We start from the raw sequence: 16395 nt of genomic DNA, 5'->3' as shown, positions 1-16395 counted from the left end.
GATCGAACCGGATCTTCGGGCGGGCCCGGGCCGGACGGCCGGGTCAGCGGGGCCAGAGAGGGTGCTCCCGGTCCGCCCAGTCGCGGCTCACCGAGCCGGTGCGCATTCCGCGGCGGGCCTCCGGGTCGCCGAGGGCCATGCCGATGTGGCCGGCGAGGACGACACCGATGGTCAGGGCCAGCCAGTCGTGGACGAAGGTCGCGCTGGTGCGCCACACGATCGGGGTGAGATGGGTGAACCACATGATCAGGCCGGTGCCGAGCATCACCAGTGTCGCCCCGGCGATCCAGGCCGCGTAGATCTTCTGCCCGGCGTTGAACTTCGCCGCCGGGCGGGACGCGCGCCGCTTGTCCCGGCGCAGGGCCGCGCGCAGCCAGCGGCGGTCGTGCGGGCCGAAGCGGTTGAGGTGACCGAGGTCGGCGCGGAACGCGCGGGAGGCGAGGCCCGCCAGGACGGGGAGGGGCAGGAGCACGCCCGCGATCTCGTGGACGCGGACCACCAGCTCGCGGCGGCCGACGAGCTGCGCGAGCTCGGGGACGTAGAGGAAGGACGCCGTCACCACGCAGACGCCCATCAGGGCGGCCGTGGTGCGGTGGATCCAGCGTTCCGCGCGGGTGAAGCGGGGGATCCTGGTCACGGGGGGTGCCTCAGCTCGTAGGCTCATCGTCCCGCCCGTTCGAACGGCCGACCCAGGCGTCGACGTCGTAGCCCCGGTCCTCCCAGTATCCGGGCTCCACGTCCTCGGTGACGGTGATGCCGGAGAGCCACTTGGCGGACTTGTAGAAGTACATGGGGGCGACGTAGAGGCGGACCGGGCCGCCGTGGTCGTGGCCGAGGTCCTTGTCCTGCATGCGCAGGGCGACCAGGACGTCGGCGCGGCGGGCCTGGTCGAGGGTGAGGCTCTCGGTGTAGGTGCCGTCGAAGCAGGTGAAGCGGACGGCGCCGGCCTCGGCCCGGACTCCGGAGGCGTCGAGCAGGGTGGAGAGCCGCACGCCCTCGAAGGGGGTGTCGGGGACCCGCCAGCCGGTGACGCACTGGACGTCCTTGACCATGCGGGTCTGCGGCATGGCCTTGAGCTGGGCCAGGGTGTAGGTGGCGGGGCGGTCGACCAGGCCGTCGACGGTGAGGCGGTAGTCCGTGGCGTCCTTGTGCGGGACGGAGGAGGCCACGGAGTAGTAGCGGAAGCCGCCCCCGTTGGGGAGCAGGCCGGTCAGACCGGTGGGGTCCTTGTCGGCGGCGTTGCCGAGGAAGGTCTCCAGGCCGCGCTGGAGCGGGGGCGCGGCGACGACCCCCAGGGCGCCGAGAGCGAGGGTGCCGAGGAAGACGCGGCGGCCGACGGGGGTGCCGCGTTCCCCGGGTGCTTCGGGATTCACGGGTCCATTCGAACACCCGCCGGCCGGGCCGGGCCAGGTTTCCCGGCAGCCGTCAGACTTCCGTCATCACTTCTCACCCGGTTCTCAGCCCGAGGGCGGCGGCGCGGGCCGCGCGGAAGGCCCGGCCGGGGTCGCGGTCCGGGTAGGACCACGGCTCGGGGGTGACGTGGTCCCCGATGCGCTGGAAGAGGGCGGCCGCCTCGGCGCCCCGGCCCTCGCAGACCTTGGCGTGGGCGAGGAAGTTCAGGTCGACCAGCCGGCGGGGGTGGCCGTCGTGCTCCCACTCCAGCCACCAGTCGAAGGCGGCCTTCATCACGTCCCGGGCCCGGGCGTCCCGCCAGTGCCCGCAGGCGGCGGGGTCGGCGGGCGCGAAGCCGTGGGCGGCCAGGACGCGGTAGCGCTCGGCGTGCGCGACGACCGGGAGGATGGCCAGCGGGGAGTCCGCGGGTGCCTGCTCGGCGGCCCAGGCGGCGAAGTCGTAGACCTCGTGCAGCGGGTCGGGGCCGGTGGCGGCGCGGCGCTCGGCGAGCCGGGCGACCATCAGGTGGTGCGCGTGGTGGTGGTCGCGGTGGCGGGCCCGGATCTCCTCGAAGATCCGGACGGCCTCCCCGCCGCCGTCGCGTTCCAGCAGGAGCAGGCCCAGCCAGGGGGTGGGGTCGGCGGGCGCGAGCGCGGCGGCGTCCCGGCAGGCCTGTCGGGCGACGGCCGGGGCCTCCTTGCCGCGCAGGGCGCGACGCACCCGGGCGAGGGCGTGCAGGACGTGTCCGTCGGCGCAGCCGGGTTCGGCGAGCAGCCAGTCGCGGGCCCAGGCGGCGGCGTACGGTTCGAGGGCGAGGACGGCGACGCGGTGCGCGCGGCGGTCCCAGTCGTCGCCGGTGCGGGCGAGCAGGGAGCGGGCGGCCTGCCAGCGGCCCTGGGACAACGCGGCTCGGGCGGCACCCAGTTCGGTGTCGTCGAGAGCCGGGTCGGGGGTCCGGGCGGCGGCACGTCCGCGGCCGCGACGGGAGCGTGGGAGTAGGGGCACCGCGGGACTTCCTCATCCTCCTCGGCGGCGGCTCTGGCATCGGCCCGCGATCGGCCGATCACGCACAGCAAATCCCCAGCCAACGCCCCCGTCAAGGGCCGGGGGAATGTGACAGGCGTCAAGTTCCTTGAGGAACGCGGAACTTGGGAGGCCCTCCCGCTGGTGGGGCGTTCCGTGGGCGGACCGCGGCCGCCGGGATGTGGCGTACGCCATGGCGCGGCCGGGCGGCAGCCCACACCATGGCCATACGGTCCCCCGCGCCCCCGGGCCCTGTCCGTCGGGTGCCGCTGACCGAGTCAACCGCCCGGTTTCCGGGTAGCCCGGGCGCATCCGGGTACTCCCGGAAGCAGATTTCCGGGCGCTCCCGGGGCAGCCAAGGCGCCGGGAAGCTACAGTCGGCCACTACGCACCCCGTCCGTGGTCCGACCGGATGATCGAGGTACGCAGCGTGTCCGTTCTGGTTCTTGTTCTCGCCGTGAGCGCCGCCTGCTGCCTGGGCTTCGGATTCGTGCTCCAGCAGAACGCGGCCCAGAAGGCACCGCTCGGCGACTTCCTCTCCCCCCGGCTGCTGCTGGACCTGATCAAGGTGCCGCGCTGGCTGGGCGGTATCGCCCTGATGGTGGCCGGCATGGCGCTGGGCGCGATCGCCCTCGGGCAGGGCGAGATCTCCCTGGTGGAACCGCTGCTCGCCACGAACCTGCTCTTCGCCCTCGCGCTGTCCCGCCACCAGACCAAGCAGCCGCTGGGCCGCCAGGGCTGGGCGGGCCTCGTGCTGCTCGCGGGCGGCGTCAGCGCCTTCATCGTGGCGGGTGAACCGCGCGGCGGCAGCGCGGTCAGCGAACCGCTGCGGCACTGGCTGATCATCGGCGTGATGGTCGGCCTGGCCCTGCTGCTCACCACGTACGCCAAGCGCTCCCGGCTCAGCTCGGGCCCGGTCCTGCTCTCCCTCGCGGCCGGTCTGCTCTACGGCGTCCAGGACGCCCTGACCAGGGTGAGCGGCCAGCGTTTCGCCGCGGGCGGTCTCGGAGAGATGCTGACCGGCTGGCAGCCGTACGCGGTCCTCGCCCTCGGCGTCAGCGGTCTGGTGCTGGTGCAGAGCGCCTTCGAGACGGCGCCGCTGCGCATGTCGCTGCCCGCGCTGACCGCGGCCCAGCCGCTCGCCGGCATCATCTGCGGGGTGGGCTTCCTCGGCGACCGGCTGCGTACCGACACCGGCGCGCTGGCCTGGGAGGCGGCGGGTCTCGCGGCGGTCGTCGCGGGCATCGTGCTCCTCGGACTGCATCCGGCGATGCCCCGGGGCGTGGCGCCGCGGGAGCAGGTGCCGAGCCTGCAGCCGCAGTAGCCGCGGCCCCGGTCCCGTCTGTCCTTGCCGTGGGCGCGCCTGCTTGGATGGCCCCATGAGCGCTGCGGACGAGATCCTCGACATCGTCGACGAGAACGACCAGGTCGTCGGACAGGCCCCGCGCGGGCGGGCGTATGCCGAGGGGCTGCGCCACCGCTGCGTGTTCGTCCAGGCCAGGGACGCCGAGGGCCGGATCTTCGTGCATCGCCGCACCCCGTCCAAGCTGGTCTTCCCCTCCCTGTACGACATGTTCGTCGGCGGGGTGGTCGGCGCGGGCGAGTCCTACGACGAGGCGGCCCTGCGCGAGGCCGAGGAGGAGCTGGGGGTGAGCGGACTGCCCCGCCCGGAGTTCCTCTTCACGTTCCTCTACGACGGCGGCGCCCGCGGGAGCTGGTGGTCGGCCGTGTACGAGGTCCGCTGCACTCTGCCGGTCAGTCCGCAGGTGGAGGAGGTGGCCTGGCACGACTTCCTGCCCGAGGAGGAGGTCGAGCGGCGCCTGTCCGCGTGGGAGTGGGTGCCGGACGGGCTGGCGGCGTACGAGCGGCTCAGGGAGCACCGGGCGTCGGGCCCGGCAGGCTGAGCCGGCCGGGCGGGGACCGGTGTACGGGTGACCGCGCCGCGCTTCCGCCGCTGAGCGGGTGCTGCCGGGGGCGTCCCGCGACGGGCTCTCCCGGAGGGGGCCGCACCGGCGACGGCGGCCCGGCGGGCGCCGGGTAGGGTCCTGCGGGTGATGGAGTTCGTACGGAACGTCCGGTTGTGGTTCGCGCCCGAGCAGGTGCGGGAGGAGGGCAGCACGCCGGACTACCGGTTCTCGCTGGCCAACGAGCGCACCTTCCTGGCCTGGTTGCGCACGGCGCTCGCGCTGATCGGCGGGGGGTTCGCGGTGGACCAGTTCCTGCCGGACCTGCGCTGGGGCTGGCGGGTCGGTCTCGCGCTGGCGCTGCTCGCGGCGGGTGTGCTGTGCTCGCTGCGCGCGGTCAACCACTGGATGCGCTGCGAGCGCGCGATGCGCCGGGGCGAGGACCTGCCCACGTCCCGTTTCCCGGCGCTGCTGAGCGTGGTGGTCGCGCTGGTGGCGGTGGCGATGGTCGTGGTGGTGCTGCTCGGGTGGGCCGGATGAGCGTCGCACCGGACCGGGATCCCGGGCTGCAGCCGGAACGGACCCGGCTGGCCTGGCGCCGTACGACCCTGTCGAGCACGGTCGCCACCGTGCTCGGCGTGAAGACCGCGCTGCACGGCGGCCCGACGCCCGCCGGGATCATCGCCTGCGCCCTGTGCTGCGCGCTGTGGCTGGCCTTCCTCCGCCTCGCCCACCTCCGGATCCGCACCCTGACGACGGCTCCGGCCCCGACGCCCCTCGCCCCGCGCCAGGCCACCGCCGCGGTCCTGTGCGCCCTGGCCACGGCGATGTGCGCAGCGGCCCTGGTGATCTGACCCCGCCCCCCGTCGGGCTAGGCCGGGGGGTTCTCGGTCTCCCAGTCGACCGTCATCACGATCTTGCCGCGGGTGCGGCCCTCCTGGCTGAGGCGGTGGGCGTCGGCCGCGCGCTCCAGGGGGAACGTCTCGGAGACGTGGACGGAGACCACGCCCTGTTCGGCCAGTTCCGCCAGCCGGGTGAGGTCGTCGGCGTCGGGGCGTACGAAGGAGTAGCGGCCGCCGTAGCCGACGACGTCCGGGTCGGCGATCGACACCAGGCGGCCCTCGGGGGCCAGCAGCTGGGCGGAGACCTTCAGCGTCTCGCCGCCGACGGTGTCGAAGACCGCGTCCACGCCTTCGGGGGCCAGCCCGCGCACCCGTTCGGCGAGCCCTTCGCCGTAGGTCACCGGTTCGCCGCCCAGCGAGCGGACGAAGTCGTGGTTGGCCTCGCTCGCCGTGCCGATCACCCGCGCGCCGATGTGCCGGGCGAGCTGCACGGCGATCGAGCCGACGCCGCCCGCGGCCGCGTGCACGAGCAGTGTCTCGCCCCGCTTGGCCTGAAGGGCCTTGGTGAGCACCTGGTAGGCGGTGAGGCCGACCAGCGGCAGCCCGGCGGCCTCCTCCCAGGTGAGGTTGCGGGGCTTGCGGGCGAGGGTGCGCACGGGGGCGGCGACGTACTCGGCGAAGGTGCCGCGCGAGAGGAAGTCCTCGCGGACGTATCCGATGACCTCGTCGCCGACGGCGTACTCGGCGACGGCCACGCCGGGCTGGACGACGACCCCCGAGACGTCCCAGCCCGGGATCACGGGGAAGACGGCGTCGAGGACGCCGTCGAGATAGCCCTCGCGGGCCTTCCAGTCGACGGGGTTGACGGCCGCCGCCCGGACCTTGACCAGCACCGAGTCGGGCCCGACCTTGGGGTCGCGCACCTCGCCGAACTCGAGCACGCCGGGACCGCCGTAGCGGCTGTAGCTGATCGCCTTCATGCCCCGACCCTCCGGCGTACGCGAACGCCACGCAACCCGGATGCCCGCGGATGCGCCGTTCGCGTGGGAGTCTGTCCGGTGGACGCCGTCACCGCGCGACCGGAAATCGTCGGACCCCGGCTCCCCCCGCTTCTCCCCCGGACGGCCCTCGTCCTAGGGTGGGCCCGATCACGTTCGGTGCGACCACTGGACTACATACCGACCGGTCGGCATGATAGGGCGAGTCTCGTTCACCCGTCCGTAGGAGCGACTTCATGAGCCCCGACCACCCGCCCGGACTCGACCTCGACCGGCTGCGCGCCCTCCTGGAACGCGAGCGCCCCGGTCTGGTCTCCGGCCCCCTCACCGGCCGGCTCATCGAAGGCGGCCGGTCGAACCTCACGTACGAGGTCGGGGACGGCACCGGCAGGTGGGTCGTACGGCGTCCCCCGCTCGGCCATGTGCTGGCCACCGCGCACGACATGAAGCGGGAACACCGGGTGATCAGCGCGCTGCACCCGACGGACGTGCCGGTGCCGCGTCCGGTGCTGTTGTGCGAGGACGAGGAGGTGCTCGGGGCGCCCTTCTACGTCATGGAGTTCGCCGAGGGCACCCCCTACCGCACGGCCGCCGAACTCGCCCCGCTCGGCGAGGAGCGCACCCGGGGTGCGGTGCTGTCGCTGGTGGACACCCTGGTCGAACTGCACGCGGTGGACCCGGCCGAGGTGGGGCTGGCCGACTTCGGGCGCCCCGAGGGCTTCCTGGACCGCCAGTTGCGCCGCTGGGGCAAGCAGCTGGACGCCTCCCGCAGCCGCGACCTGGCGGGGATCGACGAGCTGCACGCGGCGCTCGGCCGCGCGCTGCCCGGCTCCCCGGCGCCCGCGGTCGTGCACGGCGACTACCGCCTGGACAACGTCCTGATCGGCGACGACGACCGCATCAAGGCGATCCTCGACTGGGAGATGTCCACGCTCGGCGACCCGCTGACCGACCTGGGCCTGCTGGTGATGTACAGCGTGCCGCTGGAGGTGCCGCACTCGCCCGTCTCCACCACCGCCTCCGCCCCCGGCCACCCCTCCCCCGCCGAGCTGGTCGAGCGGTACGCGGCGCGCTCGGGGCGCGACGTCTCGGCCGTGTCCTGGTACACGGCGTTCGCCTGGTTCAAGCTCGCCGTGATCCTGGAGGGCATCCACTACCGCTACACGCTGGGCCAGACGGTCGGGCGCGGCTTCGACCGGATCGGCGAGCTCGTCCCCGTCTTCATCGCACACGGACTGACCACGCTTCAGGAGGGCTGACGGCCATGGACTTCGCGTTCGACGCGCGCACCGAGGAGCTGCGCGCCAAGCTGCTCGCCTTCATGGACGAGCACGTGTACCCGGCCGAGGCGGTCGCGGAGGAGCAGCGGGCCGCGCTGGCGTCCCCGTGGGACACCCCGGCCGTGGTGGAGGAGCTGAAGGCGGAGGCCCGCAGGCAGGGCCTGTGGAACCTCTTCCTCCCCGACGCCGAGTACGGCGCCGGCCTCACCAACCTCCAGTACGCGCCCCTCGCCGAGATCACCGGCCGCTCCCCGCAGCTGGCGCCGACGGCCCTGAACTGCGCCGCGCCCGACACCGGGAACATGGAGGTGCTCGCCCAGTTCGGTGACGAGCGGCAGCGCAAGCAGTGGCTGGAGCCGCTGCTGGCCGGTGAGATCCGCTCGGCGTTCGCGATGACCGAGCCGGAGGTGGCCTCCTCCGACGCCACCAACATCACCACGCACATCGAGCGGGACGGCGACGAGTACGTCATCACGGGCCGCAAGTGGTACATCTCCGGCGCGATGAACCCGGACTGCGCCATCTTCATCGTGATGGGCAAGACGGACCCGGACGGCGACGACATCCGCCGCCAGCAGTCCATGGTGCTCGTGCCGCGCGACACCCCGGGCGTCACGGTCACGCGCGCGATGAAGGTCTTCGGCTACGAGGACCACTACCACGGCGGCCACGCCGAGGTGGTCTTCGACCACGCTCGGGTGCCGGTGACGAACCTGATCGGCGAGGAGGGCGGCGGCTTCGCCATCGCCCAGGCCCGGCTCGGTCCCGGCCGCATCCACCACTGCATGCGGCTGATCGGCATGGCGGAGCGGGCGATCGAGCTGATGTGCCGCCGGGCCGTCTCCCGCACGGCCTTCGGCGGGCCGCTGGCGCGGCAGGGCGTGGTCCACAACTGGATCGCGGACGCGCGCGTGACGGTCGAGCAGCTGCGGCTGCTGGTGCTGAAGACGGCCTGGATGATGGACACCGTCGGCAACCGGGGTGCCCACACGGAGATCCAGGCCATCAAGATCGCGACGCCGCGCGCGGTCGTCGACATCATCGACCGCGCGATCCAGCTGCACGGCGCGGGTGGGGTGAGCCAGGACTTCCCACTGGCCGAGCTGTACGCCGGTGCGCGCACGCTGATGATCGCGGACGGGCCGGACGAGGTGCACCAGCGGTCGCTGGCGCGGCGGGAGCTGAAGAAGTACATGTGACCCGGCGGGGGCGGCCGAGGGGTTCTTCGCCCCCGCCGCCCCTGCCCGTCCCGTCCCTGGGGCTGCTGCCCCCCGGACCCCCTGCTTCGGCCCCGGACGGGCCTCGCCCTCGGACGCCGGACGGGCTGGATCACGCACCTGGGGCGGAACCCCCGGGCACGGCCCGGCTACGGCCGCAGGGCGCGCAGCAGCAGGTCCGCCAGGTGGTCCGCGACCTCCTGCGGGCTCATCGGACCGTCGGGGCGGTACCAGGTCGACAGGTGGTGCACGGACCCGAAGTGGTAGTCCACGACCAGGTCGGCCGGTGTCGCCGTGGAGAAGACGCCGGCCTCCTGGCCCTCCTCGACGAGCGCGCGGAAGCGTTCGTGGTAGCGCCGGCGCTCGGCGCGGACCTGCTTGTTCTTCTCGGGGCTCAGGTGGTGCATCGAGCGGAAGAAGATCATCGCGTCGTCGAGGTTCTCGATCGTCGTGACGACGACGTCCGCCGCCGCGCCCCGCAGCCGCTTCTCGATCGGCTCGTCGGCGTTGGCGAAGGCGTCCAGGCGCTCCTGCTGGACGCGCAGCACGCGTGCGTACACCTCGTGCAGCAGGTCGTCCTTGGAGCCGAAGTAGTGGTACAGCGCTCCCTTGGTGACACCGGCCGCCTCGACGATCTCCTGGACGGAGGTGCGGTCGTAGCCCTGCTCGGCGAAGAGCCGGGTGGCGGCGGCAAGGAGCCGTTGCGGAACAGGGGCCTCTCCGCCGTCCGTCGTCCTGGGCACTGCCGCCACCCGCCTTCCTCGTCGTTCCTCGCCTTGCCGGCGTCGCCTCACTGGCCGTCGTGCGCGCGGGAACGCAGTTCCCGACGGAGGATCTTCCCACTTGCCGTCTTCGGCAGGTCGGGCAGGATCTCCACCTGACGCGGATACTTGTAGGCCGCCAGTCTGTCCTTGCAGTAGGCGGTGAGCGTATCGGCATCCGCGGCCGCGCCGGGACGCAGGCTGATGTACGCCTTGACGGTCTCCCCGCGGTAGCCGTCGGGGACCCCGACGACGGCCGCCTCGCGCACCGCCGGATGGGTGTACAGCACGTCCTCCACCTCGCGCGGCCACACCTTGAAGCCGGAGGCGTTGATCATGTCCTTCTTGCGGTCGACGACGTAGAGCCAGCCCCGCTCGTCCATGAACCCGATGTCGCCGGTGCGCAGCTCGCCGTCCGGGAAGGTCCGGGCGGTCGCGTCGGGCCGCCGCCAGTAGCCGGGGACCACCTGCGGCCCCCGTACGACGATCTCGCCCTGCTCCCCGAAGGGCACCTCCGCACCCTGGTCGTCGACGATCCGTACGACCGTGTCGGCCCCGGGCACGCCCACGGCGAGCGTGCCGGAGGCCGGGTCGACCGGTGCCTCGTGCTGGGGCGGGACGGTGGCGCAGGGGGCGGTGCACTCGGTGAGCCCGTAGCCGTTGCGGATGTACGGCCCGAAGCCCGCGCGGAACTTCTCCACCAGGGCGGGCGGCACGGGGGCGCCGCCCGAGGAGATGTTCACGAAGGAGGAGAAGTGGTCGCGGGTCGCGGCCGGGTGGGCGGCCAGCGCCATGAAGGCCGTGGACGGGCCGACGGTGTAGTGCGGCCGGTGCTCGGCGAACGCGTCCAGCACCACACCCGCCTCGAAGCGGTACGTCAGCACCAGCGTGCCCGCGCTGTTCAGGCAGGCACCGAGCTGGCAGACCATGCCGGTGATGTGGAACAGGGGTGCGAGGGCGTAGTAGACCGGCGCCTCGGGCAGGTGCAGGCCGACGCGCTGCCGCTCGGCGTTGCTCATGATGTTGCGGTGTGTGTTCGTCGCGCCCTTGGGGGTGCCGCTGGTGCCCGAGGTGTAGCTGATCAGGGCGATGTCGGCGGGGGTGAGGCCGCGGCCCTGGGGCGCCTGGTGACCGGCGCGGGCGGCGGCGGTGAGGTCGTCGGCGTCGGGCGGCTGCGGGAGCCGCTCGAAGGTCAGCACGCGCGCGTCCCCGCGGGTCTGGAAGTCCAGCTCGCACGCGGTGAGCACGATCCGCACCGGCGAGTCGGCCGCCGTGTCCCGCAGATACGACTCCCAGGCCCGGTCGGAGCAGATCAGTGCGGCCACCTCGGCGTCCCGCAGGACGTGGGTGACCTCCCCCGACTTGTACATGGGGTTGACCGGGACGACGGTCGCGCCCGCCTTCCAGGCGCCGAGCAGGGCGAGGACGAAGTGCGGGGAGTTCTGCAGCAGGACGGCCACCCGGTCGCCGCGCTCCAGGCCGCGGGCGGCGAGGTGGCCGGCGACGGAGTCGCTGAGCTCGTCCACCTCGCGGTAGCTGAGCCGCCCGTCGAAGTAGGCGAGGGCGGTGCGGTCGGGGGCCTCGGCGGCGGACCGGCGCAGGGCGTGCACCAGGGAGTCGTCCGGCGCGACCGGGGCGCGCTGGGCGTCGTCCAGGAGGGCCAGCCAGGGCCTGGCCGCGTACCGGGAGGGGGGCGGGGTCACTCGGCGGCCTCCCATTTCTGCTGGATGTGGTTCATGGTGGCCAGCCAGCGGTCCGGCTCACCGGCGCGCACCTGGTAGTAACCGGCGACCTCGGGGTGCGGCAGGATCAGGAAACGGTCCTCCGCGATCCCCTTGAACAGGGCGTCCGCGACGTCCTGCGGCTCGATCGCGGTCGGCTTGAGCACCAGGTCGCCCGCGCTGCCGGTGGCGTCCAGCATGTCGGTGCGGACGCCCTGGGGGCAGATGGCGTGGACCTTGATCCCGCGGTGGCGGTAGGTGAGCGACAGCCACTCGGCGAAGGCGTAGGCGCCGTGCTTGGTGACGCTGTAGGGCGCGGCGCCGATCATGGTGAGCAGTCCGGCGGCGGAGACGGTGGAGACGAACCGGCCGCTGCCGCGCTCCAGCCAGTCCGGGAGCAGGGCGTGGGCCGCGCGGACGTGGGCCATCACGTTGACGTCCCAGGCCTGCGCCCAGACGGCCTCGTCGGCCGCTTCCGAGCCGCCCGAGGCGACTCCGGCGTTGGCGCAGTAGACGTCGACGGTGCCGCCGAGCGCCTCCCGGGCCTGCTCGACGACCGCCGAGGCGTCGCCGGGGACCGCGATCCCGCCGATCTCGTCGGCGACGGCCCGGGACCGGCCGGCGTCCAGGTCGTTGACGACGACCCTGGCCCCTTCGGCGGCGAACCGGCGGGCCAGCGCGGCCCCGATCCCGCCTCCCGCTCCGGTGACGACCACTCCGGCATCCTGCACGGTTCCCACCATCGGACTCCTTCGACGCGCGCATCGGCTCGATGACAGACTAACCGGTCGGTATGTTGAGGGAAAGGGCCGCCCCAGAAGCCTACGGGCGCGACGCGGCGTGACGTATGGCCAAGTTCACCGGTTAGCAGGACGATGCGCCCCACATCGCACCGCTTCGGGGGACAGGAGCCTGCCATGGCACAGCCGACGATGAGCGTGAGTCCGTACTGGGAGCTGACCTTCGACGCGGACGGCGACGTCGACGCGGCGCAGCGGGACCGGCTGCTGGCCGGGGCGAAGCGGCACGGGATCCGCGATCTGATCGTCTTCTCGCACGGCTGGAACAACGACCGCTCCGGCGCCAGCCGCCTCTACAGCCGCTTCTTCGAGCCGATCCCCCGCCTGGCCCCGGCCGCGGCCAGGATCGGGTACGCGGGCGTGGTGTGGCCGTCGATGCGGTTCTCGGACGAGCCGATCCCCGACTTCCCGCGGTCCGTCGCGGCGCGGACGTCCCGGCGCCCGGCGCTCGACGAGGACACCCGGCACGCCCTGCTGGAGACGTTCCCGGGCCGGGCCACGGTGGTCGAGCAGATCGCGCGGATGCTGGAGCAGCGACCGCCCGAGGAGAGCGAACTGGAGGAGTTCGGGCGGCTGGTGCGGCTGCTGGTGGACGCCGTGCCGCCGGGTCCGCAGGCGCTGTTCGCGGCGGACACGCTGGCGGAGGGTGTGCCGCAGGACGAGCCGGGGATGTTCGCCGGTCCGGCCGCGGAGGTCTGCGAGGAGTTCGCGGCGGCACTGGCGCGGCTCGAATGCGGCGAGGAGCAGCGGGAGTTCGGCATCCCCAACCCGTGGGACGGGGCGCACGAGCTGCTGCGGCAGGCGACGTACTACGCGATGAAGCGGCGCGCGGGGACGGTCGGCGAGCGCGGTCTCGGGCCGCTGATCGGGCGGTTGGCGCGTGCGGTGCCCGGGGTGCGGGTGCACCTGGTGGGGCACAGCTTCGGCGGGCGGCTGGTGTCGTTCGCGCTGCGCGGACTGCCCGACGGGGTGCGCACGGTGAAGTCGGTGACCCTGCTCCAAGGTGCTTTCTCGCACTACGCGTTCGCCACCCGGCTGCCGCACGACCCGCGTGCGGGGGGTGTGCTGCAGGGGCAGCAGAACCGGATCGACGGACCGCTGGTGTGCTGCTACTCGCGGCACGACTCGGCGCTGGGCACGATGTACCCGCTGGCCTCCCGGATGGCGCGGGACGCGCAGGGCGTGCTCGCGGAACCCGAGGCCGCCGCGCTGAGCGTCGGGGGCGTGCTGGGCACCAAGTGGGGCGCCATGGGGCACGACGGCGTGCAGTCGGTGCCGGGCACGCGCGTGTACGGGCTCGCCGAGGCGCTGGCCGGGGAACTGCCGGTGTCGGGGTGTGTGAACGTGGACGTGGCCGAGGTGGTCCGACGGGGCGGGGCGCCGGCCGGGGCACACAGTGACATCGTGCACCCCGAGCTGGCGCGGGTGGTGCTGGCGGCGGGCCGAATCAGCCGGGACGGCCCGCCGCAGCGGGACCTACCGGTGTGAGGTGAACTCGACCACCTGCTGGAAGGTGGGCCGGTTCTGCCAGCTGATGTTGTAGTGCTTGATGCCGCCCAGGGTGCGCTGGACGATCGAGTCGGCGCACCACTGGTTGCCCGCCGAGCACAGGTCGTCCCCCGGGTAGACCTGGGCCGCGGTCTTGCCGGCCGCCGTCTTCAGGGTGCTGATCAGGACGTCCCGGCAGCCGCTGAGGGTGCCGCCGCCGCAGTACTTCTGCGGCAGGGCGCCCTGCACCGACTCGCCGAGCACGGCCCGGATGTCCTTGTCGACATAGCTCCACCAGCCGTACTGGAAGGAGCTCCCGGCGTGCGCCCCGGTCGGGCCGTGGGCGGCCGAGGGGGCTTCGTCGACCGGCAGGTTGGCGGTGAACGCGGTGTACAGGCCGGTCCCGAGCCCCGGTTCGAACTCCGCCTTCACCAGCAGCGGCCACCAGGCGTCGAGGATGCGGATCGCGTCGGCGTCGGCGTACGTCTTGGAACCGGCCGAGGTCTCCGTGCGCCGGCCGCCGGCCGTGAGCCAGGCCTGCAGCTTGCTCACGGCGGCCGCCGCCGTGGAGTCGGTGACCGTGGAGCTGTTGATCACCTTCAGCAGGTCCGGCAGGACGTCCTCGGCACGCAGGTCCGCGAGCGCCGCGTCGGCCATCGCCTTCACGAGGGTCGCGCGTGTGACGCCGCCGGCCGCGACCAGCTTCTTCACCCGGTCCTCGAGGAGGTTGCCGCGGTGGACGGAGCCGTCGCCCCAGGAGGCGGTGGTGTAGTTCAGGGCCTGTTTGTTGTTCCAGGAGACGTAGTAGTCCTGGTCGATGGAGTTGGGGTGCTCCGAGGCCGGCGTGTAGGCGGCCGTGTTGGTGGCCGGCACCCAGTTCTTCCACTCGTACGACGCCTGCGCCCACACCGGGAACTCGGAGTCGACGCCGGTCGCGCGCACCGGGTTGTCCCCGCTGTTGTAGTACGCGGTGTGCGTGGAGTCCGCGTAGAACCAGTTGAAGGTGTAGTTGATGTGCTGCACCGCGCTCTGGAAGGTCTGCGGGCTCTTGACGTAGTCCGGGTCGTTCAGCATCTGGAAGCCGATGATGGAGTCGGCCTCGTGCATGAACGACGAGCGCAGGGTGGTGTAGGCGACCTTCTTGCCGCCGACGGTCGCGCGGTACTCCACGGGGCCGTACTTCGTGCGGTACACGCGCATGGTGTAGGAGCCGGCCGCGGTGTCGTCGGCGGTGGTCGGCTTCCATGAGTTCTTCTGCTCGACCACGTCCATGGCCGTGCAGGTGCCGTGGTAGAGGTAGTGGTAGTCGTCCTGGCACAGTTCGACCGCGTAGGTGTCGATGATGTCCTGGCCGGAGGTCGTGGCGCTCCACGAGTAGTCCTGGCCGCGGCCCAGTTCGACGTACATGCTCAGACCCGCGAAGGAGGCGCCGCGGGCGCTGATGCCCGGGCCCTGGATCTCCTGGAGCATGAGCAGCTGCGGGGCGAAGTAGCCGGTCTGCGGGCCGAAGACGGCGACGGGGTGGCCGCTGGCGGTGGCCTTGCCGCTGACGACGAGGGCGTTGGACATGCCGCGCCTGGCGGAGCTGAGGGCGGTCGCGGTGGCGGCCTCGGCGGCGGCGGAGGCGCTCTGGTCGCCGCCGGTGCCGGTGGCGTCGTAGACCAGCGGCTGGGTGCTGACCGATCCGGCGTCCGGCAGCGCCTGGCCCTGGGCGGTGTCGGGCTTGGCGCCGTACGGGAAGCTCTCGCCGTTGTGGACGGTGAGGACGGCCTCGGGGTCGTTGCGCTCGCGGAACGCCTCCCAGACCTTGGTGCCCTCCGTGACGCCGTACTTCTCCTGCGCGGCGAGCAGCGAGATGGCGTTGTTGACCTCGCCCCCGCCGCCGGAGCCGAAGAGCGCGCCGATCACGGAAGCGAGCGCCACCAGGTCGGTGATCTTGAAGTGGTCGATGGTGCCGGCGTTGGTGATTGAGTCCTTGTGGCCGGTCAGGACGTACTCACCGGGGAAGTAGCGGCCGCTGTCGGAGGCGTCGATATACGCGTTGACGCCGGCGAGGTAGGCGTTCGCGTCGGCGAGGGCCTGCTGGCCGCGGGCGCCGTTGGCCGCCACGGCGTTGTCGATCTGGGCCTGGAGGTCTGCCTCGGTGTACGGAGCGTTGCGCCAGAACTGCTGCTCGAGACCCTGGTTGGAGGGGTCGCCGCCGGCGAAGGCGGTGAGCTGGCCGCGGCCGACATGGCGGAAGACGTCCATCAGCCACAGCCGGTCCTGGGCGGCGGCATACCCGGCGCCGAACTCGGTGCCGTATCTGGTGGTACCGGTGATGTGCGGCACGCCCGTCTTCTTGTCGCGGACGATCGTCACGTCGCTGCGGCCCGCGGGATTCGTGGTGGAGGCGACTTGATCGGAGGCGACACCGAACGACGCGTCGTTGAAGAAGGTGTTGATCGTGGCGTTGGTGAGGGTGGGATAGCCCTTGGCCAGGTTGGCGTAGGGGCCGAGCTGGTCCTCGGCATGGTCGGGCTGGGTGCCGAAGGCCTGGTTGAGCAGGATCTGCGCGAGGGTGGCGTTGCCGTTCTCGCCGGGCGGCAGGATGTCGGAACACTGCCCACCGCAGTAGTCGTTCGCCGCCGTGGCCTCGGCCGCCGACGCGGTCCGGGCAAGTGGCGACAAAAGACCTGCGACAAGGGCGCATACGGAAGCGGTCTTCAGGAACCCGGGGAATCTGCCGGGAGTTCTCAGTCTGTCGAGAGTGAAGCGGGGGGTTCGCCGTGGCATGGGCTGCTCCTAGCGACGGGGGAGTCGGCGGAAGGTTACCGGCGGTATCCCCGGGATTGAAGATGAACATGCGTCAAGTTTTCGCCGGGTGGCGGCCATCGGAAAACGAAGGGAGCCGAATCGCATGTCGATACGTCTATTCGACGACGTCCGTACGACGACGCCGAAGTGACCGAAGTACAGGTGCAGATGTG

At 72.6% G+C, this 16395-nt stretch carries 15 protein-coding genes; 7 read left to right on the top strand and 8 right to left on the bottom strand.

The window, feature by feature from the left end; genetic code table 11:
• Positions 1-43 precede the first annotated feature (43 nt).
• The 3 genes from ACFY2L_RS33540 to ACFY2L_RS33530 all read right to left on the bottom strand — a co-directional run bounded on the left by ACFY2L_RS33540 (position 44) and on the right by ACFY2L_RS33530 (position 2397).
• Positions 44-664 carry a cytochrome b/b6 domain-containing protein gene (locus ACFY2L_RS33540; RefSeq protein WP_390660737.1) on the bottom strand — a complete coding sequence of 207 codons (621 nt, stop codon included), beginning with the start codon at positions 662-664 and terminating at the stop codon, positions 44-46.
• Positions 648-1373, bottom strand: coding sequence for a molybdopterin-dependent oxidoreductase (locus ACFY2L_RS33535; RefSeq protein ID WP_390660736.1), 726 nt, complete (start codon positions 1371-1373; stop codon positions 648-650). The genes ACFY2L_RS33540 and ACFY2L_RS33535 overlap by 17 nt, the downstream gene beginning before the upstream one ends.
• A 73-nt stretch (positions 1374-1446) precedes the next feature.
• A complete protein-coding gene (locus tag ACFY2L_RS33530; protein WP_390660735.1) occupies positions 1447-2397 on the bottom strand; it encodes a hypothetical protein in 951 nt (316 codons plus the stop codon).
• 448 nt (positions 2398-2845) lie between these two features.
• Here ACFY2L_RS33530 and ACFY2L_RS33525 point away from each other — a divergent pair, with 448 nt between their 5' ends.
• From ACFY2L_RS33525 to ACFY2L_RS33510, 4 genes are all read left to right on the top strand, one after another.
• On the top strand, positions 2846-3739 hold the full coding sequence (locus ACFY2L_RS33525) for a DMT family transporter (protein ID WP_390660734.1): 894 nt from the start codon (positions 2846-2848) through the stop codon (positions 3737-3739).
• A gap of 55 nt (positions 3740-3794) precedes the next feature.
• Positions 3795-4319 (top strand): NUDIX hydrolase, encoded by a 525-nt coding sequence (locus ACFY2L_RS33520; protein WP_390660733.1) that lies wholly within the window; start codon positions 3795-3797, stop codon positions 4317-4319.
• A gap of 147 nt (positions 4320-4466) precedes the next feature.
• Complete coding sequence (locus ACFY2L_RS33515; RefSeq protein WP_390660732.1) at positions 4467-4859, top strand: YidH family protein; 393 nt, start codon at positions 4467-4469, stop codon at positions 4857-4859.
• Positions 4856-5173 carry a DUF202 domain-containing protein gene (locus ACFY2L_RS33510; RefSeq protein ID WP_390824226.1) on the top strand — a complete coding sequence of 106 codons (318 nt, stop codon included), beginning with the start codon at positions 4856-4858 and terminating at the stop codon, positions 5171-5173. The genes ACFY2L_RS33515 and ACFY2L_RS33510 overlap by 4 nt, the downstream gene beginning before the upstream one ends.
• A gap of 17 nt (positions 5174-5190) precedes the next feature.
• Here ACFY2L_RS33510 and ACFY2L_RS33505 read toward each other — a convergent pair whose 3' ends face one another.
• On the bottom strand, positions 5191-6141 hold the full coding sequence (locus ACFY2L_RS33505; RefSeq protein ID WP_390660730.1) for an NADP-dependent oxidoreductase: 951 nt from the start codon (positions 6139-6141) through the stop codon (positions 5191-5193).
• 254 nt (positions 6142-6395) lie between these two features.
• Between ACFY2L_RS33505 and ACFY2L_RS33500 the strand changes: the two genes are divergently transcribed.
• Together ACFY2L_RS33500 and ACFY2L_RS33495 are read left to right on the top strand one after the other, a co-directional pair.
• The gene (locus tag ACFY2L_RS33500; RefSeq protein WP_390660729.1) at positions 6396-7418 is read left to right on the top strand and encodes a phosphotransferase family protein; all 1023 of its coding nucleotides are present in this window, start codon (positions 6396-6398) and stop codon (positions 7416-7418) included.
• Between the two features lie 5 nt (positions 7419-7423).
• Positions 7424-8638 (top strand): acyl-CoA dehydrogenase family protein, encoded by a 1215-nt coding sequence (locus tag ACFY2L_RS33495; protein WP_390660728.1) that lies wholly within the window; start codon positions 7424-7426, stop codon positions 8636-8638.
• Positions 8639-8805: 167 nt separating this feature from the next.
• Here ACFY2L_RS33495 and ACFY2L_RS33490 read toward each other — a convergent pair whose 3' ends face one another.
• From ACFY2L_RS33490 to ACFY2L_RS33480, 3 genes are read right to left on the bottom strand one after another with little or no spacing between them, the layout of a single operon-like run.
• A complete protein-coding gene (locus ACFY2L_RS33490) occupies positions 8806-9399 on the bottom strand; it encodes a TetR/AcrR family transcriptional regulator (protein WP_390660935.1) in 594 nt (197 codons plus the stop codon).
• Between the two features lie 47 nt (positions 9400-9446).
• On the bottom strand, positions 9447-11135 hold the full coding sequence (locus ACFY2L_RS33485) for a class I adenylate-forming enzyme family protein (protein ID WP_390660727.1): 1689 nt from the start codon (positions 11133-11135) through the stop codon (positions 9447-9449).
• Positions 11117-11881, bottom strand: coding sequence for an SDR family oxidoreductase (locus tag ACFY2L_RS33480; RefSeq protein ID WP_390824225.1), 765 nt, complete (start codon positions 11879-11881; stop codon positions 11117-11119). The genes ACFY2L_RS33485 and ACFY2L_RS33480 overlap by 19 nt, the downstream gene beginning before the upstream one ends.
• Before the next feature lie 174 nt (positions 11882-12055).
• Here ACFY2L_RS33480 and ACFY2L_RS33475 point away from each other — a divergent pair, with 174 nt between their 5' ends.
• Positions 12056-13426, top strand: a complete 1371-nt coding sequence (locus ACFY2L_RS33475) for a serine-threonine protein kinase (protein WP_390660725.1) — start codon at positions 12056-12058, stop codon at positions 13424-13426.
• Here the strand turns inward: ACFY2L_RS33475 and ACFY2L_RS33470 are convergent.
• Positions 13415-16201 carry a penicillin acylase family protein gene (locus ACFY2L_RS33470; protein WP_390660724.1) on the bottom strand — a complete coding sequence of 929 codons (2787 nt, stop codon included), beginning with the start codon at positions 16199-16201 and terminating at the stop codon, positions 13415-13417. The two genes, ACFY2L_RS33475 and ACFY2L_RS33470, sit on opposite strands and share 12 nt — an antisense overlap.
• Positions 16202-16395: the final 194 nt, after the last annotated feature.

This window comes from Streptomyces sp. NPDC001381, from assembly GCF_042895685.1.
Taxonomy (GTDB): domain Bacteria; phylum Actinomycetota; class Actinomycetes; order Streptomycetales; family Streptomycetaceae; genus Streptomyces.
The sequence above is the reverse complement of the archived record's forward strand: the minus strand, read 5'-3'. Positions and strand labels throughout refer to the sequence as shown.

Coding starts and splice junctions, on each gene's coding strand:
- ACFY2L_RS33540 (WP_390660737.1), bottom strand. CDS start 664: ATGAGCCTACGAGCTGAGGCACCCCCCGTGACCAGGATCCCCCGCTTC.
- ACFY2L_RS33475 (WP_390660725.1), top strand. CDS start 12,056: ATGGCACAGCCGACGATGAGCGTGAGTCCGTACTGGGAGCTGACCTTC.
- ACFY2L_RS33520 (WP_390660733.1), top strand. CDS start 3,795: ATGAGCGCTGCGGACGAGATCCTCGACATCGTCGACGAGAACGACCAG.
- ACFY2L_RS33485 (WP_390660727.1), bottom strand. CDS start 11,135: ATGGGAGGCCGCCGAGTGACCCCGCCCCCCTCCCGGTACGCGGCCAGG.
- ACFY2L_RS33510 (WP_390824226.1), top strand. CDS start 4,856: ATGAGCGTCGCACCGGACCGGGATCCCGGGCTGCAGCCGGAACGGACC.
- ACFY2L_RS33505 (WP_390660730.1), bottom strand. CDS start 6,141: ATGAAGGCGATCAGCTACAGCCGCTACGGCGGTCCCGGCGTGCTCGAG.
- ACFY2L_RS33470 (WP_390660724.1), bottom strand. CDS start 16,201: ATGCCACGGCGAACCCCCCGCTTCACTCTCGACAGACTGAGAACTCCC.
- ACFY2L_RS33500 (WP_390660729.1), top strand. CDS start 6,396: ATGAGCCCCGACCACCCGCCCGGACTCGACCTCGACCGGCTGCGCGCC.
- ACFY2L_RS33480 (WP_390824225.1), bottom strand. CDS start 11,881: ATGGTGGGAACCGTGCAGGATGCCGGAGTGGTCGTCACCGGAGCGGGA.
- ACFY2L_RS33495 (WP_390660728.1), top strand. CDS start 7,424: ATGGACTTCGCGTTCGACGCGCGCACCGAGGAGCTGCGCGCCAAGCTG.